This window comes from Bradyrhizobium sp. AZCC 2230 (assembly GCF_036924495.1).
Lineage (GTDB): Bacteria > Pseudomonadota > Alphaproteobacteria > Rhizobiales > Xanthobacteraceae > Bradyrhizobium > Bradyrhizobium rifense.
Genome location: NZ_JAZHRS010000001.1, coordinates 8,688,600 through 8,712,273 on the forward strand (window position 1 = coordinate 8,688,600; position 23,674 = coordinate 8,712,273).

Annotated in this window: 21 protein-coding genes; 11 read left to right on the forward strand and 10 right to left on the reverse strand. The window is 64.2% G+C overall.

Annotation, left to right across the window (positions count from 1 at the left end):
• The first annotated feature begins 92 nt into the window (after window positions 1-92).
• Complete coding sequence (gene ppc / locus V1280_RS41365; RefSeq protein WP_334536544.1) at window positions 93-2,882, forward strand: phosphoenolpyruvate carboxylase; 2,790 nt, start codon at window positions 93-95, stop codon at window positions 2,880-2,882.
• Window positions 2,883-2,951: 69 nt separating this feature from the next.
• Here the strand turns inward: ppc and V1280_RS41370 are convergent, their stop codons facing one another.
• The 4 genes from V1280_RS41370 to V1280_RS41385 all read right to left on the reverse strand — a co-directional run bounded on the left by V1280_RS41370 (window position 2,952) and on the right by V1280_RS41385 (window position 6,666).
• A complete protein-coding gene (locus V1280_RS41370; RefSeq protein ID WP_334536546.1) occupies window positions 2,952-4,073 on the reverse strand; it encodes an SMP-30/gluconolactonase/LRE family protein in 1,122 nt (373 codons plus the stop codon).
• A 116-nt stretch (window positions 4,074-4,189) separates the two neighbouring features.
• Window positions 4,190-5,104 carry an SDR family oxidoreductase gene (locus V1280_RS41375; protein ID WP_148774456.1) on the reverse strand — a complete coding sequence of 305 codons (915 nt, stop codon included), beginning with the start codon at window positions 5,102-5,104 and terminating at the stop codon, window positions 4,190-4,192.
• 5 nt (window positions 5,105-5,109) lie between these two features.
• Window positions 5,110-6,249 (reverse strand): thiolase C-terminal domain-containing protein, encoded by a 1,140-nt coding sequence (locus tag V1280_RS41380; RefSeq protein WP_334536547.1) that lies wholly within the window; start codon window positions 6,247-6,249, stop codon window positions 5,110-5,112.
• 3 nt (window positions 6,250-6,252) lie between these two features.
• Entirely contained in the window at window positions 6,253-6,666 is a 414-nt protein-coding gene (locus V1280_RS41385) for a Zn-ribbon domain-containing OB-fold protein (RefSeq protein WP_334536548.1), read from the reverse strand.
• Window positions 6,667-6,843: 177 nt separating this feature from the next.
• Between V1280_RS41385 and V1280_RS41390 the strand changes: the two genes are divergently transcribed.
• The 4 genes from V1280_RS41390 to alkB all read left to right on the forward strand — a co-directional run bounded on the left by V1280_RS41390 (window position 6,844) and on the right by alkB (window position 10,440).
• Entirely contained in the window at window positions 6,844-8,193 is a 1,350-nt protein-coding gene (locus V1280_RS41390) for an amidase (protein WP_334536550.1), read from the forward strand.
• On the forward strand, window positions 8,186-8,872 hold the full coding sequence (locus V1280_RS41395; protein ID WP_334536552.1) for a DUF2848 domain-containing protein: 687 nt from the start codon (window positions 8,186-8,188) through the stop codon (window positions 8,870-8,872). The genes V1280_RS41390 and V1280_RS41395 overlap by 8 nt, the downstream gene beginning before the upstream one ends.
• A gap of 158 nt (window positions 8,873-9,030) precedes the next feature.
• Window positions 9,031-9,777, forward strand: a complete 747-nt coding sequence (locus V1280_RS41400; protein WP_334536553.1) for a 2OG-Fe(II) oxygenase — start codon at window positions 9,031-9,033, stop codon at window positions 9,775-9,777.
• Window positions 9,778-9,786: 9 nt separating this feature from the next.
• Window positions 9,787-10,440 carry a DNA oxidative demethylase AlkB gene (gene alkB / locus V1280_RS41405; protein ID WP_334536554.1) on the forward strand — a complete coding sequence of 218 codons (654 nt, stop codon included), beginning with the start codon at window positions 9,787-9,789 and terminating at the stop codon, window positions 10,438-10,440.
• A 3-nt stretch (window positions 10,441-10,443) separates the two neighbouring features.
• Here alkB and V1280_RS41410 read toward each other — a convergent pair whose 3' ends face one another.
• From V1280_RS41410 to hpaH, 6 genes are all read right to left on the reverse strand, one after another.
• Entirely contained in the window at window positions 10,444-12,069 is a 1,626-nt protein-coding gene (locus tag V1280_RS41410; protein WP_334536555.1) for a thiamine pyrophosphate-dependent enzyme, read from the reverse strand.
• Between the two features lie 25 nt (window positions 12,070-12,094).
• Window positions 12,095-12,964 carry a fumarylacetoacetate hydrolase family protein gene (locus V1280_RS41415; RefSeq protein ID WP_334536556.1) on the reverse strand — a complete coding sequence of 290 codons (870 nt, stop codon included), beginning with the start codon at window positions 12,962-12,964 and terminating at the stop codon, window positions 12,095-12,097.
• Window positions 12,965-13,132: 168 nt separating this feature from the next.
• Window positions 13,133-14,116 carry a 3,4-dihydroxyphenylacetate 2,3-dioxygenase gene (gene hpaD, locus V1280_RS41420; protein WP_334536557.1) on the reverse strand — a complete coding sequence of 328 codons (984 nt, stop codon included), beginning with the start codon at window positions 14,114-14,116 and terminating at the stop codon, window positions 13,133-13,135.
• 128 nt (window positions 14,117-14,244) lie between these two features.
• Window positions 14,245-15,783, reverse strand: coding sequence for a 5-carboxymethyl-2-hydroxymuconate semialdehyde dehydrogenase (gene hpaE, locus V1280_RS41425; protein WP_334536558.1), 1,539 nt, complete (start codon window positions 15,781-15,783; stop codon window positions 14,245-14,247).
• Window positions 15,776-16,174 (reverse strand): 5-carboxymethyl-2-hydroxymuconate Delta-isomerase, encoded by a 399-nt coding sequence (locus V1280_RS41430; protein WP_334536560.1) that lies wholly within the window; start codon window positions 16,172-16,174, stop codon window positions 15,776-15,778. The genes hpaE and V1280_RS41430 overlap by 8 nt, the downstream gene beginning before the upstream one ends.
• 32 nt (window positions 16,175-16,206) lie before the next feature.
• A complete protein-coding gene (gene hpaH / locus V1280_RS41435; protein ID WP_334536562.1) occupies window positions 16,207-17,013 on the reverse strand; it encodes a 2-oxo-hept-4-ene-1,7-dioate hydratase in 807 nt (268 codons plus the stop codon).
• Window positions 17,014-17,125: 112 nt separating this feature from the next.
• Here hpaH and hpaR point away from each other — a divergent pair, with 112 nt between their 5' ends.
• The 6 genes from hpaR (at window position 17,126) to V1280_RS41465 (ending at window position 23,584) form a co-directional block, all read left to right on the forward strand.
• Window positions 17,126-17,644, forward strand: coding sequence for a homoprotocatechuate degradation operon regulator HpaR (gene hpaR, locus V1280_RS41440; protein ID WP_334536563.1), 519 nt, complete (start codon window positions 17,126-17,128; stop codon window positions 17,642-17,644).
• Window positions 17,645-17,950: 306 nt separating this feature from the next.
• Entirely contained in the window at window positions 17,951-19,096 is a 1,146-nt protein-coding gene (locus V1280_RS41445; RefSeq protein ID WP_334536564.1) for an ABC transporter substrate-binding protein, read from the forward strand.
• Between the two features lie 83 nt (window positions 19,097-19,179).
• Window positions 19,180-20,052 (forward strand): branched-chain amino acid ABC transporter permease, encoded by an 873-nt coding sequence (locus tag V1280_RS41450; RefSeq protein ID WP_234681350.1) that lies wholly within the window; start codon window positions 19,180-19,182, stop codon window positions 20,050-20,052.
• Entirely contained in the window at window positions 20,049-21,827 is a 1,779-nt protein-coding gene (locus V1280_RS41455; RefSeq protein ID WP_334536567.1) for a branched-chain amino acid ABC transporter ATP-binding protein/permease, read from the forward strand. Before V1280_RS41450 ends, V1280_RS41455 begins: the two co-directional genes overlap by 4 nt.
• On the forward strand, window positions 21,827-22,555 hold the full coding sequence (locus tag V1280_RS41460) for an ABC transporter ATP-binding protein (RefSeq protein ID WP_148774473.1): 729 nt from the start codon (window positions 21,827-21,829) through the stop codon (window positions 22,553-22,555). Before V1280_RS41455 ends, V1280_RS41460 begins: the two co-directional genes overlap by 1 nt.
• A gap of 252 nt (window positions 22,556-22,807) precedes the next feature.
• Complete coding sequence (locus V1280_RS41465; RefSeq protein WP_334536569.1) at window positions 22,808-23,584, forward strand: HpcH/HpaI aldolase family protein; 777 nt, start codon at window positions 22,808-22,810, stop codon at window positions 23,582-23,584.
• Window positions 23,585-23,674: the final 90 nt, after the last annotated feature.

The window sequence follows — 23,674 nt, forward strand, 5'->3', positions numbered from 1 at the left end:
GCGCCGCCCCCAACTTCATCTTGCGCTGCGGCAAAAAACTTGCACACTTGGCAGGCCGGGCATCCAAGCGAGCTCGAACCAGGGAGCGAGCCATGTCCCTCCAGACAATACCATCCGACGCCGCCGAGCTTCGCCCGAACCGGCCTGAGGACGCCCAGGCGCTGGAGGCTGATGCGCGGCTGCGCGACGATATCCGCCTGCTTGGGCGCATGCTGGGCGACACCGTCCGTGACCAGGAGGGCGCAGATGTGTTCGACCTGGTCGAGCGCATCCGGCAGACCTCGATCCGGTTCCACCGCGACGAGGACCGGGTTGCACGGCGCGAGCTCGAGCAGATCCTCGACGGCATGTCGACCTCCGAGACGGTGCGGATCGTCCGCGCCTTCAGCTATTTCTCCCATCTCGCCAACATCGCCGAGGATCAGAACAACATCCGCCAGATGCGCGCCGGCAAGGGCGGCGGCTCCGGCGTGCTGGCCGAGACGCTGGCCAAGGCCAAGGGTGCTGGAATCGGCACAGACCAGCTGCGCAACTTCTTCAAGACGGCCCAGGTCAGCCCGGTCCTGACCGCACATCCCACCGAGGTCCGCCGCAAGAGCACGATGGATCGCGAGATGGAGGTCGCAGCCCTGCTCGATCGCCGCGAGCGCGTGGCGCTGACCGCAGACGAGGCCACCGCCAGCGACGAGCAGCTGCGTCGCGAGGTGCTGACGCTGTGGCAGACCAATCTGTTGCGCCGGACCAAGCTCACCGTGCTCGACGAGGTCGCCAACGGCCTGTCGTTCTACGATTACACTTTCCTGCGCGAGGTGCCGCGGCTGGTCAACGCGCTGGAAGACAAGCTGGAGGAGGGCGGCGAGCAGGCCGCCAGCGAGCTCGCCTCGTTCCTGCGGATGGGAAGCTGGATCGGCGGCGACCGCGACGGCAATCCGTTCGTCACCGCAGACGTCATGCGCGGCACGCTGCGGCTGCAATCGAGCCGCGTCATGCAGTTCTATCTGAACGAGCTGCACGTGCTCGGCTCGGAGCTGTCGATCGCAGCCCATCTCGCCGACGTCTCCGAAGAGCTGCGCACGCTGGCGGAGCGTTCGCCTGATACCTCGCCACACCGGAGCGGCGAGCCCTATCGGCTGGCCGTCTCCGGCATCTACGCCCGCCTGACGGCCACGGCCGAAAAGCTCGAGGTCGAGATCACCCGCCGTCCCGTCGGCAAGGGCGCGCCCTATGACAGCGTCAAGGAGCTTCAGGCCGATCTCGACGTGCTGCACCGCTCGCTGATCTCCAACAACGCCCGCGTCATTGCGCGCGGCCGGCTGCGGCTGTTGCGACGCGCAGTGGATTGCTTCGGCTTCCACCTGGCGCGGCTCGATATCCGCCAGAACTCGGCGGTGCACGAACGCACCATCGCCGAGCTGATGGATGCGGCGAACCCGGGCATGTCCTATCTCGCGCTCGGCGAGGACGCGCGCATCTCGCTGCTTACCAACGAGTTGCGCAGCATCCGCTCGCTGGTCTCGCCGTTCGTCAAGTACAGCGACGAGACCATGGGCGAGCTCAACGTCTTTCATGCCGCTGCGGAGGCGCATGCGAAGTTCGGCTCGGATGCCATTCCCCAATGCATCATCTCGATGTGCAAGGGCATGTCCGACATGCTCGAGGTCGCGGTGCTGTTGAAGGAGGTGGGCCTGGTCCATCCCTCCGGCCGCAGCGCCATCAATGTCGTGCCGCTGTTCGAGACCATCGAGGATCTGCAGGCCTCAAGCAGTATCATGGACCGCATGCTGTCGCTGCACGATTACCGTCGCCTCGTCGACAGTCGCGGCAGCGTGCAGGAGGTCATGCTCGGCTATTCCGACTCGAACAAGGATGGCGGCTTCGTCACCTCGGGTTGGGAGCTCTACAAGGCCGAGATCGGCCTCGTCGAAGTGTTCGAGCGCCACGGCGTCCGCCTCCGCCTGTTCCATGGCCGCGGCGGTTCGGTCGGCCGCGGCGGCGGACCGAGCTATGACGCCATCGTGGCGCAGCCGGGCGGGGCGGTGAACGGGCAGATCCGCATCACCGAGCAGGGCGAGATCATCTCGTCGAAATATTCCAACGCCGAGGTCGGCCGCAACAATCTCGAAATCCTGGCGGCGGCGACGCTGGACGCCAGCCTGTTGCAGCCGCGCGAGAGCGCGCCGCGTCGCGAATATCTCGCCGCGATGAACGAGCTATCCAATCTCGCCTTCAAGGCCTATCGCGGCCTCGTCTACGAGACCGACGGCTTTGTCGACTATTTCTGGGGCTCGACCGTCATCAACGAGATCGCGACGCTCAACATCGGCAGCCGTCCGGCGTCGCGCAAGAAAACCCGCGCGATCGAGGATCTTCGCGCGATCCCCTGGGTGTTCTCCTGGGCACAATGCCGCCTGATGCTGCCCGGCTGGTACGGCTTTGGCAGCGCGGTCGAGCAATGGATTGCGGAGCATCCCGACAAGGGCATGCCGTTCCTCAAAGAGCTCTACAAGGAATGGCCGTTCTTCCGCATGCTGTTGTCGAACATGGACATGGTGCTCGCCAAAAGCTCGATCGCGATCGCCTCGCGCTATGCCGAGCTGGTGCCGGACGAAGCGCTGCGCGAAAAGATCTTCGGCCGCATCCGCCGCGAATGGCATTCCTGCATCGAGACGCTGCTCGACATCATGGATCAGGACCGGCTGCTGCAAGGCAACCCGCTGCTGGAGCGCTCCGTGCGTCACCGCTTCCCCTATCTCGACCCGCTCAACCACGTGCAGGTCGAGCTCTTGAGGGAGCACCGCGCGCAGAACCCGGATGAGCAGGTGCTGCGCGGGATTCAGCTGACGATCAACGGAATCTCGGCGGGGTTGCGGAATACGGGGTAGTGGCGAATGGCGAATAGGGAGTAGCGAATGGATTCCATTCGCCATTCGCCACTCACCATTCGCCTCACATCAGCAGAAATGCGCGCCCTGCGTCTCCACATAGACCGAATAGAGCGACTGGCTCGCGGTCATGAACAGGCGGTTGCGCTTCTTGCCGCCGAAGCAGAGATTGGCGCAGGTCTCGGGCAGCAGGATCTGGCCGATGCGTGCGCCGTCGGTCGATGCGAACACCTGAACGCCGTCATAGCCCGGGCCGACCCAGCCGGCACCGACCCAGATATTGCCTTCGGTGTCGGCACGCAGGCCGTCGGGGAAGCCCGACTTGCCGTCGAGCTTCATGTCGATCAGCCGCTTCGGATTCGATAGCTTTTGACCGTCGAGATCGTAGGACCACACCACGTTTTCCGCCTGCGGATAGTGTGTGATGCCGGTGTCGCAGACATAGACCTTTTTGTAGTCGTGGGAGAAGGCGATGCCGTTCGGCTTGAACGGCTCGTCGGCGACCTTGGTCAGCTGGCCGGACTGCGCGTCGAGGCGATAGACGGCTTCTTTCTGGTAGGGCTGCAGCGAGCCGGTATTGGCGAGCTTGCCCTCGTAGATGCTGATCGCGCCGTAGCCGGGATCGGTGAACCAGATCGACTTGTCGTTGGGATGCACGACCATGTCGTTCGGGCCGTTGAGCGGCTTGCCGTTGGCCTGCTCGGCGAGCGCCGTCACCGAACCGTCGTGCTCGTAGCGGACGAGGCGGGTGCGCTCGGCGGTGATCTGGCGTCCCTCGGTGTCGAACGAATTGCCGTTGCCCTCGTTTGACGGCTTGTGGAACTGTTCGGAGATGTGGCCGTCGTCGTCGAGGTAGCGCAGCTGTCGGTTGGCAGGGATGTCGCTCCAGAGGAGATATTGCCCCTGGGCGTTCCAGGCCGGTCCTTCCGCCCACAGGCAGCCGGTGTAGAGCCGCTTGATCGAGGTGTTGCCGACCTTGGCCTTGAAGCGTTTGGGGTCGATGGCGATGATATCGGGATCGGGATAGCGCTGCGGCTCGGCATTGGCGCCGAAGTCGCGCGCGTCGGCGCCTGAGGCGAGCACAGTGGACGCGGCGAGCACCGCCGCGCCTCTCAAAATATCGCGGCGACCGAGGCCGCCGGGTTCCGTTGTGGAAGAGTTGTCGTTGGGGTTGGTCAGTATTCTTGTCATGGTTTCCTCCCAAAGTTGTGTTGGGAGGACACCATTCGCCCGCATTCAGGCATAAAGCGGGGCGATCTCTGGACAAGACAACCAAAGATCGCGGCGCAGGAATGCCAAAAATGTGGCTAGACGGGATCCCACGGGAAGATGTCGGCGGAGCGGTCGAGCTTGTAGAAAGAGCCCTTCAGCGCCGGCATGCCGTGTTCCGCGATCGATTGCGGCGTCCAGCCTTCACTACGATGGACCGAGCGCAATGGGCGGTTCTGGCTGAACAGGAACAGCTCGTTCATGCGCGCGCCGAAGATCTGGCCGGAGACGTCCTTGGCGGCATCGGAGAGCAGATAGGCACAGATCGGCGCGATCTTCTCCGGACCCATCTGCTTGATCTTCTCGACGCGCGCCTTCTCGGCTTCGGTCTCGGTCGGAATGGTGCCGATCATGCGGGTCCAGGCGAACGGCGAGACGCAGTTCGAGCGGACGTTGAAGCGGCCCATGTCGAGTGCGATCGATTTGGACAGCCCGATGATGCCGAGCTTGGCGGCGGCGTAGTTGGCCTGGCCAAAGTTGCCGATCAGGCCCGAGGTCGACGTGAAGTGCACGAAGGAGCCAGACTCCTGCTCGCGGAAGATGCGCGCGGCGGCGTGGCTGACATAGAACGAGCCCATCAGATGAACCTTGATGACGGCCTCGAACGCCTCCACGCTCATCTTGTGGAAGATCATGTCGCGCAGGATACCGGCGTTGTTGACGACGCCGTCGAGCCGGCCGAAATGATCGGTCGCGGTCTTCACGATCTTGCTCGCCGGGACGGCTTCTGCGACGCTTTCGAAATTGGGGACGGCGATGCCGCCGCGCTTCTTGATCTCCTCCACCACCTCCTCGGCAGGCGAAGCGCTGGAACCGGCGCCATCGGCGGCCCCGCCGGGATCGTTGACGACGACCTTGGCGCCTTCCGCCGCGCAAAGCAGCGCGATCTCGCGCCCGATGCCGCGGCCTGCGCCGGTGACGATGACGACCTTGTCCTGCAGTGATTTGCTCATGTGGATTACCTCTCGTTCGTAAACACGATCGTGCCACTGGCGGCGAACATGCCGCCGACGCCGTGGCACACTGAAATCTTCGCGTTCGGCACCTGCGCCGGCGCGATGCCGCGCATCTGGCGCACGCTCTCCTGGAGCGCGTACATGCCGTACATGCCCGAATGCATGTAGCTCAAGCCGCCGCCGTTGGTGTTGAGCGGGAGCTTGCCGCCGGCGCGGGTGTTGCCGTCGGCGATGAATTGGCCGGTCTCCTCGTGCGGCATGAAGCCGAGGTCGCCGAGGCCGAACAGCGGCAGATGCGCAAAGGCGTCGTAGATCATGAGATGATCGACGTCTTTGTGCGCAATGCCAGCTTCCTCGAAGGCGAGGGGACCAGCCGTCTTGAACGCGCGCGAGGAGTTGAACGTCTCCATCTGGCTGACCATCGGCGTCTCGACGCTCTCGCCGGTGCCCATGATGTAGACCGGCTTGCGTGGAAAGTCACTGGCGCGGTCGGCCGAGGTCAGGATCAGCGCGCCGCCGCCGTCGGTGACGAGGCAACACTGCAGCAGCCGGAACGGATAGGCGATCATGCGCGAGTTGAGGACGTCGGCCACCGTGATCGGGTCCTTCATCATCGCCCGCGGATTCTTCGCGGCCCATTCCCGCTGCACCACCGCGACCGAGGCCAGCTGCTCGTGGGTAATGCCGTAGGTCTTCATGAAGCGCAGCACGGGGATCGGGAACATGCTGGGCGGACCGTAGACGCCGAAGGGCGCCTCGAACTGGCCTTGCAGGCTGTCGGCGGGGATCGAGCGCGGCGCCTTGCCGATCATCGACTTGCCGCTCTCGGCATGCGTGATCAGCACGGTCTTGCAAAGACCGGCCTCGATCGCAGCTGCCGCATGGCGAACATGCAGCATGAACGAGCAGCCGCCGACAGAGGTGCCGTCGACCCAGGTCGGCTTGATGCCGAGATAGTGACAGACCTGCTGCGGCGTCTCGACCGCGGTGGCGAAGCCGTCGATGTCGGACAGTTTCAGCCCGGCATCGGCGATGGCGTTGAGTGCCGCATCCGCATGAAGCTGGAGCTGCGACATGTTGGGGATGACGCCGAGCTCAGTGGTCTCGGCGGCGCCGACGATGGCAACCTGGTTGCTGCGCATGGTTTACCCCTTCGCCGGACGGAACACGGGGAGGGTGATCTTGTCGTCAAGTGTCTCAAACGCGACCTCGAGCTTCATGTCGAGTTCGAGCGCCTCCGGCGTCTGCGGGCAGTCGATGATGTTGCTCATCATCCGCGGCCCCTCGGCGAGCTCGACCACTGCGATTGCATACGGCGGCGTGAAGCCGGGCGCGGCGGGGCGATGGTTGATCACGTAGCTGTAGAGAAAACCCTTGCCGCTTGCCTTGAAGATCGAGACCTTGCGCGAGGCGCAGGACGGGCAGAACGGGCGCGGCGGGAAATAGACATGCGCGCAGGCGTCGCAGCGCTGCAGGCGCAGTTCGCCCGCTTTCGTGCCGTCCCAGAAATGCTGGGTTTCCGGCGTCGGTTTCGGTCGCGCGCGCTGCGGTTCGGCCATGTCGGCTGGTCCTCCCAGAGAACAGGCTTCGCGCCTGCCCGTTTCGATCTTGATGCGACAATTGACTATGGTGCGTCAACGGTCCAGCTGACAGCATGCATGCCATCATGCGCACAATGCTTGTGTCGAACTGAGCCGGCGCTATAGATTGCGCGCGCAATATTCCGTGAGACAGACATGCCCGATTTTCCGACACTGGCGAAGCTCGCCGAGGACCTCGAAAGCGGCCGCACCACCTCCCGAAAACTGGTCGAGGCGTGCATCGCCAAGATCGCCGATCCCGCCGGCGAGGGGCAGCGCACCTTCATCCACGTCGACAAGGACGCAGCACTCGTGACCGCCGATGCCATGGATGCCTTGCGCAAGGCCAAGGCCGCGCCGTCGCGCTATGCCGGTATCCCCGTCTCGATCAAGGATCTGTTCGACATCAAGGGCCAGGTGACGCGCGCCGGCTCCCGCGCGCTCGACGATTCCCCGCCGGCCGAGCAGGATGCCGCCACCGTGGCGCGGCTGCGCAAGGCCGGCTTCGTCGTGATCGGGCGGACCAACATGACCGAGTTCGCCTATTCCGGCATCGGCATCAATCCGCATTATGGTACACCCAAAGGCGCCTGGAACCGGGCCGAGGGCCACGTGCCCGGCGGCTCGTCCTCGGGCGCCGCGGTCTCCGTGCTCGACGGCATGGCGCACGGCGCGCTTGGCACCGATACCGGCGGCTCCTGCCGCATTCCGGCGGCCTATAACGGCATCGTCGGCTACAAGCCGACGCAGCGGCGCGTGCCGCTCGATGGCGCGGTGCCGCTGTCCTTCTCGCTCGACAGCATCGGGCCGCTGGCACGATCGGTCAGCTGCTGTGCCATTCTCGACGCGGTGCTCGCGAACGAACCGATCGTCGCGCTGAAGCCGCGCCCCGTGAAAGGCATGCGGCTGGCCGTGCCGACCACGATCGCACTTGACGATCTCGATGCTGCCGTGGCTGATACCTTCGAGCGCGCGCTGAAATCGCTTGCCGATCACGGCGCCATCATCGAGCGCATCGAGATGGCGGAATTCCACGACATCGGCCCGATGAACGCCAAGGGCGGCTTTGCGGCGTCCGAAAGCTATGCCTGGCATCGCTACCTCATCACGTCCAAGGGCGACGTTTACGATCCCAGAGTCTCCGTCCGTATCATGCGCGGCGAGGCGCAGAGCGCGGCCGACTACATCGATCTCCTCAACGAGCGCCGCTCGCTGATCGCCCGCGTCAACGCGCGCATCGCGCCCTACGACGCGCTGGTGCTGCCGACCACCGCCAACACGCCGCCGAAGATTTCAGATCTCGCCGACGACAAGGCGTTTACCGCGCAAAACATGCGCGCACTGCGCAATTGCACCCTGATCAACATGATAGACGGCTGTGCCATCTCGCTGCCCGCGCATCGCGAGGGCGATGTTCCCGTCGGCCTGATGCTTGCAGGGGCGGGCGGATCGGATCGTCGTATCTTTGAACTTGCTGCCGGCATGGAGGCCGTCATTCGTGTTTGACCTGACTTTCACCGTCGACGCCCGGGACACCACCACGCCGCTGACGCTGGCGATCGACCAGATGGTCATCGCCGGCTGGACCGGCCGCGACGCGATCGCGCGCGACAAGCACATCGACGAGCTCGAGGCGATGGGCATCGCCCGGCCGGCCTCGACGCCGATCTATTACCGCGCCTCGGCACGACGGCTGACCCAGGAAGACAGCATCGAGTGCTGCGGCGGGGACTCATCTGGCGAGGTCGAGTTCGTGCTGATCGGATGGCAGGGCCGCCTCTTCGTCGGCTGCGGCTCCGACCATACCGACCGCAAGGTCGAGGCCTATAATGTCACCGTGTCCAAGCAGATGTGCGACAAGCCGATCGCCTCCACGCTGTGGGAGCTGGAGGACGTGATCGGCCATTGGGACAAGATGATTTTGCGCTCCTACGCCACGATCAACGGCGAGCGCGTGCTCTACCAGGAAGGCACGCTGGACGCGATGCTGCCGGTCGCCGACCTCATCGCCCGCGGCTTCGAAGGCGGAAAATTCCCCGACGGTTGCGCCATGTTTGGCGGCACCTTTGCCGCCAAGGGCGGCATCCGCCCGGCGGATCGCTTCGAGTTCGAGCTTGAGGACCCGGTGCTGAAGCGGACCATCAGGCATGGGTACGACGTGGTGACGTTGCCGGTGAGGGGTTGATCTCTCTCCACCGTCATTGCGAGGAGCCCTTGCGACGAAGCAATCCAGACTGGTTCGGCGGAGGGATTCTGGATTGCTTCGCTTCGCTCGCAATGACGAGGAGATAGTCATCGGAAATCGGGTGGTGGGGTGAACGTCGGACTGCGAAGGTGATTGCCATGACAATGACCGCACGAAAATCGCCCCCAAAGCCCTCCATCGACCTCGCCGCCCGCGTCGACGCCCTCGATTGGCCCCAAATCACCGCCGAGCTCGACTCCCAGGGCTGCGCAATCCTGAAGGGCCTGCTCACGCCGGACCAGTGTCGCGCCGTCGCCGAACTTTATCCCGACGATGCGCACTTCCGCAGCCGGATCGTGATGGGCCGCCACGGCTTTGGCCGTGGCGAGTACAAATATTTCTCCTACCCGCTGCCCGACCTGATCGCGCAGTTGCGCCCGGCGCTGTACGCGCGCCTGCAAGGCGTCGCCAATCGCTGGAACGAGGCGATGGGGATCGACATCCGCTATCCCACGGCGCATGCAGCCTTCCTCAAGCGCTGCCACGAAGCGGGCCAGGCGCGCCCGACGCCGCTGCTGCTGCAATATGAGGCCGGCGATTTCAACTGCTTGCACCAGGACCTCTACGGCGAGCACGTGTTCCCGCTCCAGGTCGCGATCCTCCTGTCCGAGCCGGGCCGCGATTTCAGCGGCGGCGAGTTCGTGCTGACCGAGCAGCGCCCGCGCATGCAGTCCCGCGCCGAAGTGGTTCCACTCGCGCGGGGCGACGCGGTCGCCTTCGCTGTGCATCATCGTCCGGTGCAGGGGACACGCGGCACCTACCGCGTTAACCTGCGCCATGGCGTCAGCCGGGTTCGCGCCGGCCAGCGCCACACGCTGGGTGTGATCTTTCATGATGCCAAATGAGCACTGCGATTGACGTCTGACTTGTTCGACAGCGTCGCCGAGGCACAGCCATCGCGCGAAAAAATCGCCGACGGCGCCGTGCTGTTGCGCGGATTCGTCAAGCCGATCGAGGGCGAGCTGATCGAAGCCGTGCGCGCGATCGTCGCCCAATCGCCGTTCCGCCGCATGACCACGCCCGGCGGTCATCTGATGTCGGTCGCCATGACCAATTGCGGTGAGCGCGGCTGGATCACCGATCACACCGGTTATCGCTATGATCCGATCGACCCGCGAACCGGCGCGCCATGGCCGGCGATGCCGCCGCTGCTCCGTGACCTCGCCCGTCACGCGGCGGAGCAGGGCGGCTTCCAAAACTTTGCGCCGGATGCGTGTCTCGTTAACCGCTACGAACCGGGCACGCGGCTGTCGCTGCACCAGGACAAGGACGAGCTGGACTATTCGGCGCCGATCGTCTCGGTCTCGCTCGGCCTGCCCGCAACCTTCTTGTTCGGGGGCCTCGCGCGCGCAGACAAGCCGCGGCGCTACCGGCTTGTCCATGGCGATGTCGTGGTCTGGGGCGGTCCGTCCAGGCTCGCCTATCACGGCGTGGCGCCGCTTGCCGAGGGCGAGCACGCGCTGCTCGGGCGGAAACGGATCAATCTGACGTTCCGCCGGACGCGTTGACGATTAAGGCTTCGGCGGGTGAATGAACGCCCACGGGCTGACTTCGGAGTCCCGCGTCACCTCGACCGAGATCAGGTACGGCCCGCTGTGGCTAAGCGCCTTCTCCATCGCCGCCTTGAACTGATCCGGCGCGGTGACGCGTGCGGACGCGACGCCAAAGGATTCCGCGAGCTTGACGAAGTCCGGATTGACCAGATCCGATGCCACCACGCGGCCGTCAAAGCGTTCGCGTTGGTCGCGGCGGACATTGCCATAGGCGTTGTTGTTGAACACCAGCGTCACCACGCCGATGTTGAACTGCACGGCGGTAGCAAGCTCCTGCACGCCGAACATGAAGCCGCCGTCGCCGGTGATCGCCACCACCGGTCTGTCGGGATTGGCGACCTTGGCGCCGAGCGCAGTCGGGAAGCCCGAGCCGAGCGTGCCCTGGTAGCCCGAGGTGATGAAGGTACGTGGCTCGTAGATCGGAAAGCCGTACCAGGAGGCGAAGCCGAACTGCGACAGCTCATCCGTGACGATCGCATTCGCCGGCAGCACCTCGCGCAGGATGTTGAGATATGCCATCTGCGGCTGGATGCGCTGGATCTCCTGCTGCGCGATCGCCGTCGCCTCGCGGATCGCGGCGCGGCGGCCGGCGGTCTTGCTGTAGCCGGCCTTGCTGACGGCAGCAGTGAGACCGGCCGTCGCGGCCTTGGCATCGGCGACGATCGCGGTGTCGGAGATGAAGCGCCGCGTCTCGACCGGATCGATGTCGATCCGGATGCTCTTCAACCCGTCGGGGCGATAAGGCCAGCGCGACATGGTCGGCAGCTCGAGCCGCGAGCCGATGCCGATCATCAGATCGGTCTTCGGCCACAGCTTGTAGGCGGCGGCCATGGTGAGCCCAAGCTCATGCGCATTGGAGACGATGCCGCGGCCGCTGCGGAAGGCGACGACCGGCGCGTCGATCATCTCGGCAAGCTCGAGGATTTCCTCCCGCGCGTCGATTGCGCCGCTGCCGACGAAGATCATCGGTGCCTTGCTGCTCTTGATCAGCGCGGCCGCCTGCCTGATCATGTCAGGGTCAGGTAGCGGCGCGGGCAGCGGCTCCAGCACCTGCGCGGCGGCGGTGTCGGCGCGTTGGGTGAAGATGTCCCAGGGCATCTCGACCGAGGCGGGGCCGCGCCGTCCCGACGTCATCTCCTGGAAGGCGCGCGCGACCGTGGTCGGCGCATTGCCGGGATGTTCGATGCGGTCGGCCCATTTCACATAGGTGCGCAAGGTGGCGAGCTGATCAGGCATCTCGTGCAGATGGCCGCGGCCTTTGCCCAGAAACTGCGTCGGCACCTGGCCGGTGACGCACAGCACCGGCTCGTTGCAGCCATAGGCGGTGAGCAGCGCCGCGCTGGCGTTGAGCACGCCGGGGCCGGGCACCACGCTGAACACGCCGGGCCTGCCGCTGGAGCGGGCATAGCCGAAAGCCATGTAGCCGCAGGCCTGCTCATGCCGTGCGCCGATCACCTTGAGCTGGGCCTGGTGGAACGCGTCGAACAGGCCATAGACCTGCGCGCCGGGCAGGCCGAACACGGTGTCGACGCCGTGGGCGACGAGCCCGCTTACGATCGCTTCGCCGCCGGTGAGGGTGGTCATTGCATCATTCCATTCGTGTTGTTGGTCAGGCTTCGTCGACGACGCCGTTGCGTAAGGATCCGATGCCCTCGGCCGCGACCTCGATGACGTCACCGGGCTTCAGGTATCGCGGTGGATCGAACCGTGCGCCGGCGCCGGTTGGCGTGCCCGTGACGATGATGTCGCCGGGGACCAGCGTCGCGAAGGTCGAGATATAGCTGATGAGGTAGCGGAATGGGAACATCAAGCGGCTGGTGCGGTCATCCTGCCGCAGCTCGCCGTTGACATGCGTGGTGAGGCGAATGTCGGCAAGCTGCGCTTCCCTCATGTAGGGCACGAGCCACGGCCCGAGGCTGCCGCTGGAATCAAAGTTCTTGCCCTGCGTGACGTTGAACTTTGCGTGGCGCAACCAGTCGCGCACCGAGCCTTCGTTGCAGAGCGTCAGCGCTGCGATGTGATCGAGCGCGGCACTTTCCGCGATGTGCCGCCCGGGCTTGCCGATCACCAGCACGATCTCGCCTTCATAGTCGAGCTGCTCCGACGCGCGCGGGCGCACCAGCGGCGTGTCGTGGCCGACGAAGGAGCGCTGGCTCCGCATGAACATGCTCGGATATTTCGGCGCGTCCTGGCCGTCCTTGTACTCGGCGTTGCGATCAGGGTAGTTGACGCCGATGCAGATGATCTTTTCCGGCGCCGGCACTGGCGGCAGCCATGTGATCTCGCTGAGCGCATGAACTGGCGTGCGGCCCGCGGCCTCTTCGGCGAAGCTCACGAGCTTTCCGGCTGCGATGACTTCGCGCAGCGTCGGATAGTCTTTTGCGTGGCGCGCGGAGAGATCGACGATGCCGCCCTCCAGGACGGCGCCGTACTTGGTTTCACCCTTGACGGAATAGGTGGCGAGGCGAGGGAGCTTCATTGGTTGCTCTTCATTCCTTGTCGTCCCGGCGAAAGCCGGGACCCATACCGCGTGATCTATCGATTGTGTTCGGCAGCAGTATCGAACCACGAGTCTTCGCCAAACTCCACCCTGTGGTTATGGGTCCCGGCTTTCGCCGGGACGACGGGCTGAGAGTTCATCGCCACATCAATCCGCCACCAGCACGTCGGCGACGAACTTTGGCTCACGCACGGCTTGCCCCGTGAATGGCGAGCCCTGCTCGAACCAGGAGCGCGGCGCGGGTGCGCCCCACAATGTCTGGCGGCGCGGATCGCGCAGCGACCAGCGCAGCGGCTCGTGGTCGTGGTCGCCCGTAAAATAATCGCTGGTGTAGAGCTCGAGGCGGTGGCCATCGGGATCGCGGACGTAGAGGAAGAACGCGTTCGAGATGCCGTGGCGGCCGGGGCCGCGCTCGATATTCTTCACGAAGCCCGCGGAGGCCATGACGTCGCAGAGATGGATGATGTTCATCGCGGTCGGTGTCCAGTAGGCGAAGTGATGCAGCCGCGGGCCCTTGCCGTTGGTGATCGCGAAATCGTGGACATTGCCCTTGCGATGCATCCAGGCCGCCGCAATGCGCCCGTTCGGCCCGTCCTCTTCGGCATATTCGGTGAGGCGGAAGCCGAGCTGTGCATAGAAGTCGACGGTGTCCTGCACCTCGGCGGCGAAGACGTTGAAATGATCGAGCCGCTGCGGATGGCAGCCCTTGTAGAGGTCGAAACGACGCAGCAGATGCGGCCGCCGGTCCATCGATGCATAGAGCTCGATCTGGAAGCCGAAGGGATCGGTGAATTGCAGCGTGCGGCCCTGGAACGGCTGGTCTGCGAAGGCGTAGCCAAGGCCGTTCTCGGAGAGGAACTTTGCGGCCTTGTCGAGGTCTCCGTCATTGCCGACCTTGAAGCCGAGCCGGGCGCAGGCCGCCGCGGCTGCCTTGCGCAGCACCAGCGAGTGATGCTGATGCTCCTCCGCCGCGCGCAGGTAAACGAACTTGTCGTCGGCGTCCTCGACATGCAGGCCGACAATGGTCTCGTAGAATGCGCGGCTCAGCTTCAAATCGGTCACGTCGAGCACGACGTGGCTGGAGCGGATGATGTTGAACGGCGGCTCGAAGATGTGTTGCGGTACGGGCATTGCGTTTCCCCTCGATCCTGTCATTCCGGGGCGGCTCGCAGAGCCGAGCCCGGAATCCATCGCGCAGCAGTGTTGGTGGATGAATGGATTCCGGGCTCGTGCTGCGCACGCCCCGGAATGACGTTTCCCTAAATTCCCAGTTTCTGAATCTTGTGCGTGCCCCGCGCCAGCGAGACGTGCTTGGTTTCCATGTAGAAATCGAACGAGTAGTCGCCGCCGTCGCGGCCGATGCCGCTCGCCTTCATGCCGCCGAACGGGGTTGGCAGATGGCGGACGTTCTCCGAGTTCAACCAGATCATGCCGGCCTCCAGCGCGTCGGCGACGCGCAAGCTCCGGCCGACGTCGTTGGTCCAGACATAGCCGGTCAGGCCATAGCGGATGTCGTTGGCGATCTCGATCGCGTCGGCTTCGTCCTTGAAGGGCAGCACGGTGAGGAAGGGGCCGAACACCTCTTCCTGCGCCACGCGCATTTTGCCGCTCGCGCCGGTCACCAGCGTCGGCTCGACATAATGTCCGCCGCCGGGGCCGTCATAAGCCTTGCCGCCGACCGCGATCGTCGCGCCGTCCTGGCGTGCGACGTCGAAATAGGAGCAGACCTTTGCCAGATGCCGCTCGTGGATCAACGGCCCGATTTCGGTGGCGGGATCGAGGGGATGACCAACCCTGAGCGCCTTCACGCGCGCGGTCAGCTTTTCGATGAACTTGTCCGAGATGCTCTGCTGGATCAGCAGGCGGCTGGAGGATGTGCAGCGCTCGCCATTGAGCGAGTAGATCATGAACACGACGGCATCGAGCGCGCGGTCGAGGTCGGCATCGTCGAACACGATCACGGGGTTTTTGCCACCAAGCTCGAAGTGAACGCGTTTCAATGTCGGCGCGCCCTGAACCATGATCGCCGAGCCCGTCGCGCTCTCGCCGACGAAGCCGATCGCCTTGATGGCGGGATGCTCGGTCAGGGCTTTGCCGGCTTCTTCGCCAAAGCCATGCACGGTGTTGAGCACGCCGTCGGGGACGCCGGCTTCCTTCACGAGCTTTGTGAGAATAGAGGCCGTCACCGGGGACCATTCGGCCGGCTTGTGCACGACGGTGCAGCCGGCTGCCAGCGCTGGGGCGATCTTCCAGGTCGACAGCATGAACGGCGTGTTCCACGGCGTGATCACGCCGACGGGGCCGATCGGCACGCGGGTCGAGATATTCCAGTGCTCGTCGCTCGGCGTATTCTGGCCGTCGCGTGCCTCGGCGCATTTGTCGGCAAAGAAGCGGAAGTTTTCGGCGGCGCGGATCGCGGCCTTGGCCATGAAGAGATAGGCCTGCCCGGTGTCGATGCATTCGAGCACGGCGATGTCTTCGGCATTGTCCTCGATCGCATCAGCGACCCGATGCAGCAGCTTCTTCCGCATCGCTGGCCCCATGTCGCGCCAGGACTTGAAGGCGAGCGCAGCGGCCGTCGCCGCGGCGTCGATATCCTCGGCATTGCCGCGGGCAACGCTTGCGAGCGTCGCGCCATCGACCGGCGACTTCGTCTCGAACCTCTCGCCGGAGATCGAAGGGACGATCTTGCCGTCGATCATGTGGCCGATGCCGTCGGCTCCGAGCTTCTTCAGCAGCGGCGCGACACGTTCGCGGTTGGCCTGGAAGACATCGGCTTTCGGAGTGGGCTTATCCATGGGCGGCCACCACTTTCAATGCGTCGTGGATGTTGTTGCGCTTCCAGCTGGTGTCCTTGTCGTTGATCTGCATGTCGAACGACAAGGCGAACTTGCTGCCAGCGAAGACGGGATCGAGATGCTTTGAGAGCACCTGGAAGACATGCTCGCCGGCTTTCTGGCGGGTGGGGAGGTCGCGGCCCTCGCCAATGCGCAGCACCATGTCGAGGAAACCGTAATCGCGCTCGGCATCGGCGATCGCGTAGTGCTCGCAGCGGATGGCACGAACGCGGATGCCGCCAAGCGGGAAGATGCCGGTCGCGACTGCTGCCTTGCGCACGATCTCGCAGACGGCGCCGATGTCGAGACGGCTATCGAGATTGGCCGAATATTCGATCGTGAAATGCGGCATGGCGGTTTCACTCCCTGTGTATTCTTATTGCTTTAAGCGAAGTAGCAGCTGACCGAGCCGTAGGTGCCATAATCGGCTTGAATTGTGTCGCCCTTGCGGGTCTCGATCGGACGGATGAAGGAGCCCGCGAGCACGATTTGGCCCGGCTCCAGCGCCAGCCCAAGCGGCGCGATCTTGTTGGCGAGCCACGCCACGGCCGTCGCGGGATGATTGAGCACGCCGGCGGCAAGGCCGGTCTCTTCGAGCTGACCGTTCTTGAAGCAGAGCGCGCCGATCCAGCGCAGATCGGCATCCAGCGGACGGATCGGCCGTCCGCCGAGGACGATGCCGGCATTCGCCGCATTGTCGGCGATGGTGTCGTAGATTTTGCGCGTGGCTTTCGTTTTGGGATCGACGCGCTCGATGCGGGTGTCCAGAATCTCCAGCGCCGGCACCACGAAGTCGCTGGCGTTGAGCACGTCGAACATCGTGCAGTCGGGTCCCGACAGCCGCTTGCTCATGACGAAGGCGAGCTCGGCCTCGACGCGCGTCGCGATGAAGCGTTCGGTCGGGACAAGGCCGCCGTCGGCGAAGAACATGTCGTCGAGCAGCACGCCGGAATCCGGCTCGTTGATGTCAAGCGCGCTTTGCATCGCCTTCGAGGTCAGGCCGATCTTGTGACCTTTGACCAGGCGTCCCTCGGCGATCTTGATGTCGACCCACGCCTTCTGAATCGCGTAGGCATGGGCGATGGTGATGTCGGGGAAATCCTGCGAGAGCTGCCGGATCTGCACGCGGGTTTTCTCCGCCTGGTGCAGACGGTTCGCGCAAGCAAGGATATCGTCTTCGGAAAGCGCCATTGGTGATCGACCAAAATCGTGGTGCCCGGAAATACTTAACATGTTAAGCGAATGCGTCAAACTGAATCTGGGCTTGCTGCACTGCAAACTTTTTGCGGCTTGAAAGGGCGATATGGCGAAGAGACCGGCTGATCCCACCAACGGAAACGCGCCTGCCGCGCGCCAGGTGCCGATGCGCGATTTCTCGCGATCGCTGCCGATGTCGCTGCTGCGGGCACGCGAGGCGGTGATGCGGCAATTTCGCCCATCGCTGCGCGAGCACGGCCTGACCGAGCAGCAATGGCGCATCCTGCGCGCGCTTGCCGCCATCGACGGCGCCGAGGTCACGGAACTCGCGCGCACCGCGTTTCTCCTGGGACCGAGCCTGTCGCGCATCCTGCGCGATCTCGAGGCGCGCAATTTGATCGAGCGCAAGACCGCGAAGGCGGATCAGCGCCGCAGCATGGTCTCGATTTCGAGAGAGGGCGTGAAACTGATGGCCTCGGTCGCGCCGTCGTCCGAGGCGATCTATGCCGAGATCACGCAGCGCTTCGGCGCGCGCAAGCTCGCCGAGTTGCAGGAGATGCTCGGAGAGTTGGAATTGTGCCTCGCTTCCACGGATACGCGTGACGAGATCACTGATGATGCGTAGCGGCAAATTTGCATGATGATGTTCCCGTCACGCATGACTGTCGTCATTGCATAACGCGTGGGCAGCGCGCGCGACGTGAATTGCGCGAGATTCCCCTGGAAAAGCAGCTGAGAATAGATCGCCGCCGCAGGTGTTAATCACTTCTGGGGCGTGATCTCTCCGCACTTAGTCGATGACATCTCAATATCAATTTACTCACGCCGGAAGAGTCCGTAAGTAGCATCCGGCTCTGTATTCAGAAACAAAGCCAAATGAACGCGAAGACAAGAAGGGCCGACAAGGATGCCCGGCCCCAGGGAGGAATGTATGAGACTGACGAGACGCGATTTCGCTGCCGGAATTGCTGCCGGTATTGCCGCGCCATACCTCATCAAGAGCGCGAATGCGCAGGGCGCGACCATCAAGATCGGCATGTGCGCGCCCGTCACCGGTCCCGCCGCCGAATCCGGCGGTTACGCCATCAAGGGCGCCAAGCTCGCGCTCGAAGCCGTCAACAAGGCCGGCGGCATTCTGGGGAAGCAGGGCGAGTTGATCGTCGAGGACGATCAGACCACCAATCCCGGCATCGTGCTCGCCTTCTCCAAGCTCGCCTCTCAACCCGACATCGTCGGCTTCCTTGGTTCGATCCGTTCGACCCAGGTCCACGCGATGGCGCCTGACGTCACCAAGCTCGGCAAGCCCGTGATGATCGGCGGTACCGATCCGAACCTCACCCATATGGGCAACCAATGGTTGTTCCGTTTCCGCCCCAATGACAGCTATTCCGGCCGCGTCATCGCCGAATACGGCGTCAACACGCTCGGCAAGAAGAAGTGGGCCGTGCTGCACTCGACCGACGCCTTCGGCACCGCCGGCGGCAAAGCGCTGACGGGCGCGCTGGAAAAGCTCGGTGCCCCCTCGGTGCTCGATCAGGGCTACGCCAACCAGAGCCAGGACTTCACGCCGGTCGTGCTCGCGATCAAACAGTCGGGCGCCGACATCCTGGGCTCCTACTTCACCTTCGAGAACGACCTCGGCATTTTCGCCCGCCAGCTCCGTCAGCTCGGCGTCAACATCCCGTGGGTTGGCTCGCCCTCGATCGTCAACATCACCGCGCTGAAGCTCGCCGGTCCCGCGCTCTACAACACCTATGGCGTCGCCGACTATGCCGAGGATTCCAGCGAGGGCTCGAAGGCGTTCGGCAAGATCTACCGCGATGCGGTCAAGGTCGCGCCTGACAACCAGAGCTCCTGGACGTTCGATGCGATCAACGTGTTGTCGGCTGCGATCAACAAGGCAGGTTCCACCGATCCCGCCAAGATCCGCGAAGCCATCCTGGCGACCAAAAAATTCGCAGGCGCCGAGGGCGAATATAATTTCGACCAGAACGGCGACGGTCTTCACGGCTACAACATCGTGAAGAACGACAAGGGGAATATCGTCTTCGACAAGCACATCGAGTTCAACGACTGACGCTGAATTGTCCTCCCCGATTCGGATCGGGGAGGTCAAACGTCATTCAGTGGACGAATCTGACCCTCCAACAGAAGCTTGTCATGGATCTCGCCCTACAACTGCTCTTTACCGGCATCGGTATCGGCGCCGTCTACGCGCTGGTCGCGCTCGGCTTCGTGCTGATCTTCCGTGCCACCAATGTGGTGAATTTCGCCCAGGGCGAATTCTCCATGGTCGCGGCCTATCTGATGGTCGTCGCGGTCGAGGCCGGTCTGCCCTATTGGGCGGCCTTCATCGTCGCGCTGCTCGGCATGGCGCTGCTCGGCGTGGTCTTCAATCTCGGTGTCTATTATCCGCTGCGCCACCGCACCTATCTCCCTGTGATCATCGCCACCATCGGCGCCTCGATCCTGCTGGCGAACTCCGTGCTCGCGATATACGGCCCGCAGCCGCAGGTGCTGCAGGGCTGGTTCGACACGCCCGGCATTCAGCTTGGCCCGGTCTATCTCGACAGCCAGTATCTCCTGATCATCGGCGTCACCATCTGCCTCGTGATCTTCAATTTCTGGTTCTTTGAGAAGACGCTGCTCGGCAAGAAGCTGCAGGCGACCTCGCAGGACAAGGAAATGGCCTCCCTGCTCGGCATTTCCGTCTCCACCATGATCATGATCACCTTCATCTATTCGGCCGTGCTCGGCGGCCTAGCCGGCATTCTGGTCGCGCCCGTGCTGTTCGTCTCGATCCAGATGGGCTCGACCATCGCGCTGAAGGCGTTTGCCGCCACCATCATCGGCGGCTTCGGCGACGTCGCCGGCGCCATCATCGGCGGTCTCGCGCTCGGCGTGATCGAGACGTTTGGGGCGGCCTATATCTCGGTGCCCTACAAGGACGGCTTCGCCTTCCTGGTGCTGATCGCCTTCCTGATCTTCCGGCCGCAGGGCATTTTTGGTGAACGCGTGGCGGAGAAGGCATGAGCGCCCCCAGCGACAACATGCCGATTCCGGCACCCGCCATCCACTCGAAGCCGCTGCTGGTCCGGCATCTGCCGTATTTCATCGGCGCGGCCATCCTGGTCGTGCTCGCGGCCAATATGAACTTCGACGGATACGTTCATAACATCCTGCTCCAGGCGACCACATTCGCGATCGCGGTGTTCGGGCTCTCGGTCGTGCTTGGCCTGTGCGGCCAGATCAATCTGGCGCAGGCCGCGTTCTTCGGGCTCGGTGCCTATGCGGTCGGCATCGGCACGACGGATCTGCAGGTCAGCTTCTGGCTGTGCCTGGTCGGCGGCTGCGTGATCTCGCTGCTGGCCGGCGCGCTCCTGGGCATGTCGACCTTGCGGCTCGGCGGCCATTACCTCGCGATGGTGACGATCTCGTTCCAGCAGATCGTCACGCTGGTGATGATCAACGCGATCTGGCTGACGCATGGTCCCGACGGCGTCTCCAACATCAAGCGTCCTGACCTGTTCCAGAGCTCGCAGAGCTATCTCGCCTTCTGCGTCGCGATGCTGGCGATCGTCGGCTATCTGGTCTGGCATCTCTCCGATACCAAGCTTGGCCGCGCCATGCGGGCGGTGCGCGACAACGAGCTCGCGGCCGGCGTCAACGGCATCGACGTCTTCCGCACCAAGATCTACGCGTTTGCGCTGTGCGCGCTGCTCGGCGGGCTCGCGGGTGGATTGTTCGCCGGCGGCTTCGCCTATGTCAGCCCCGATCAGTTCTCCTTCGCGGAATCGATCGTGTTCCTGACCATGTCGCTGCTCGGCGGCGTGGCCTCGCCGATCGGCTCTGCGATTGGCACGGGTCTCCTGATTCTGATCCCGGAATGGCTGCGCTTCCTCAAGAGCGTGCCGGGCCTGTACCTCGCGATCTACGGCCTGTTCGTGATCCTGATCATCCGCTTCATGCCCGACGGAATCTGGGGCTTTGTCGCGGATGCCTTCACGCGCTGGCGCGCCAAGATCAAGACACCGCCGGCAGCCGCGGCCTTGCAGCTCAAGCCCGCGACGGTCGGCGGCGACGTCGTGCTCGAAGTGACGGGGCTCTCGAAATATTTCGGAGGCCTCAAGGCTGTCGACGGCGTCGACATCGCCGTGAAGCGCGGCGGCGTGCATGCGCTGATCGGGCCGAACGGCTCGGGCAAGACCACGACGCTCAACGTGCTCTCGGGCCTTTACGTGGCGACCGCCGGCAAGATCGTGCTCGACGGCACCGACATCACCCACATGCCGCCGCATCAGCGTACTGCGTCGGGCCTCGGCCGCACGTTCCAGAACATCCGCCTGTTCCGTTCGATGACGGCGCTGGAGAATGTCGAGATCGGCGCCGAGCGGCCCGGCAATACCATGGTCGGGAAGGGCGATGACGCGCTGACCGAGCGTGCGATGGAAGCGCTCACCTTCGTCGGCCTCGGCAGCCGCGCCAACGAGCTGATTTCGAGCTTCTCCTACGGCCATCAGCGCCTGATCGAGATCGCGCGTGCGCTGGCGTCGAACCCGACGCTGCTCTTGCTCGACGAGCCCGCGGCCGGCCTGAACTCGACCGAGAAGCTCGAGCTGCACGAGCTGCTCAAGCGCATCGCCGCACAGGGGTTGACGATCCTGATCATCGATCACGACATGACGCTGGTCTCGGAAGCAGCCCAGCACATCACCGTGCTCAACTTCGGACGCCGCATTGCGGACGGCGAATCCATGGCCGTGCTGCGTCATCCCGACGTCGTCTCCGCCTATCTCGGGAGCGAATGATGCCGTTGCTGGAAATCCGCAATCTCGTGGTGCGCTACGGCGAGATCGAAGCGCTGCGCGGCGTCACCTGCGCCGTCGAAGAGGGACAGGTGGTGACGCTGCTCGGCGCCAACGGCGCCGGCAAGTCGACGACCTTGCGCGCGATCTCGGGGCTCGCAAAACCAACGTCGGGCGACATCCTGTACGACGGCAAGTCGATCGCGGGGCTCGGCCCGGAAGCGATCGTCCGCATGGGTATCAGCCACGTGCCGGAAGGCCGCCGCGTCTTCCCCGGGCTGACGGTGAAAGAGAACATCATGCTCGGCGCGTCCAACCGCCGGGCCGCGACCTCGGAGATCTCGCGCGAGGCGGATGCGATGTTCGATCTGTTCCCGGACATCCGCAAGTTCACCAACGCGCTCGGCTGGACGCTGTCCGGCGGCCAGCTTCAGATGGTGGCAGTCGCGCGCGGGCTGATGGCAAAACCGCGGCTGTTGCTGCTGGATGAACCGTCGCTTGGGCTTGCGCCGGTCATCGTGCAGGCCGTGTTCAAGATCATCTCCGAAATCCGCCGCAACACGACGGTGCTGCTGGTCGAGCAGAACGCGCGCATGGGCCTGTCGGTCGCCGACTACGGCTATGTGCTCGAGACCGGCCGTATCGTGCTCGGCGGCAAGCCCGACGAGCTCTGGGGCAACGAGGCCATCCGCGCCGCCTATCTCGGTGGCCATGCCAAGGTGAGTGCGTAGCCGGGAGGGTTCCGTCCAGGGTCCCAATCCGGGTCCCCTTGCCGGACGGCACCCGGGCGGCGATAGTGTCGCCGCCCGCGAGGCCCGCACCCAGTGGGCGAGCGCATAGGTCTTGCGTCATCGCGAGCGTAGCGCGGCGGCCCGGTTCGCGGTAACAGCAAGGGTGTGCCGTCGCGGCGCTCGGCTGGTGACGACGGTCCAAACAGCGCGGTCCAAAAAACACGCGTCCAAACAACGAAGAAGGAAGGCAACGTGGCGAACAAGGTCAAGGAAATCTGGAAGTCGGGCAAGGCCGTGGTCAACGCGTGGCTCGCCATTCCCTCCGGCTTCTCCGCCGAGATGATCGCGCAATGCGGCTTCGACAGCGTCACCGTCGACATCCAGCACGGCGTGCAGGATTATCAGTCGATGGTGCAGTGCTTCCAGGCGATGGACAAGCATCCGGTGACCCCGATGGTCCGCGTGCCCTGGAACGAGCCCGGCATCATCGGCAAGGTGCTCGACGGCGGCGCCTATGGCGTGATCTGCCCGATGGTCAACACGGCGCAGGAAGCCAAGAACCTCGTTTCCTATTCGAAATATCCGCCGAAGGGCGTCCGCTCCAACGGCCCGATCCGCGCCGGCATGTACGGCACCGCGGGTTCCTACCAGAAGACGGCCAACGACGACATCGTGCTGCTGCCGATGATGGAAACCAAGACCGCGGTCGAGAACATGGAAGCGATCTTCGACGTCGAGGGCATCGACGGCGTCTATATCGGTCCGTCCGATCTCGGCTTCTCCTACGGCCTCGAGCCGAAGCTCGACCGCACCGAGCCCGAGATCCTCGCGATCTACGACAAGATCATCAAGGAGTGCAGCAAGCGCGGCCTCAACGCCGGCATCCATTGCAGCGGCGCCGAAGGTGCGGCGCGCGCCATCAACATGGGCTTCAGGCTGGTGACGCTCTCGAACGAGGTCGGCCTGATGACGACCTACGCCAAGATGCAGGTCAACGCGACCCGCAAGGATTCGGGCGGCAAGGCGTAACAACTCGCGAATGGCGAATAGGGAGTGGCGAATAGTGCTATTCCCTTTTTCCATTCGCCACTCACCATTCGCTACTCGCCTCCGAAGGAG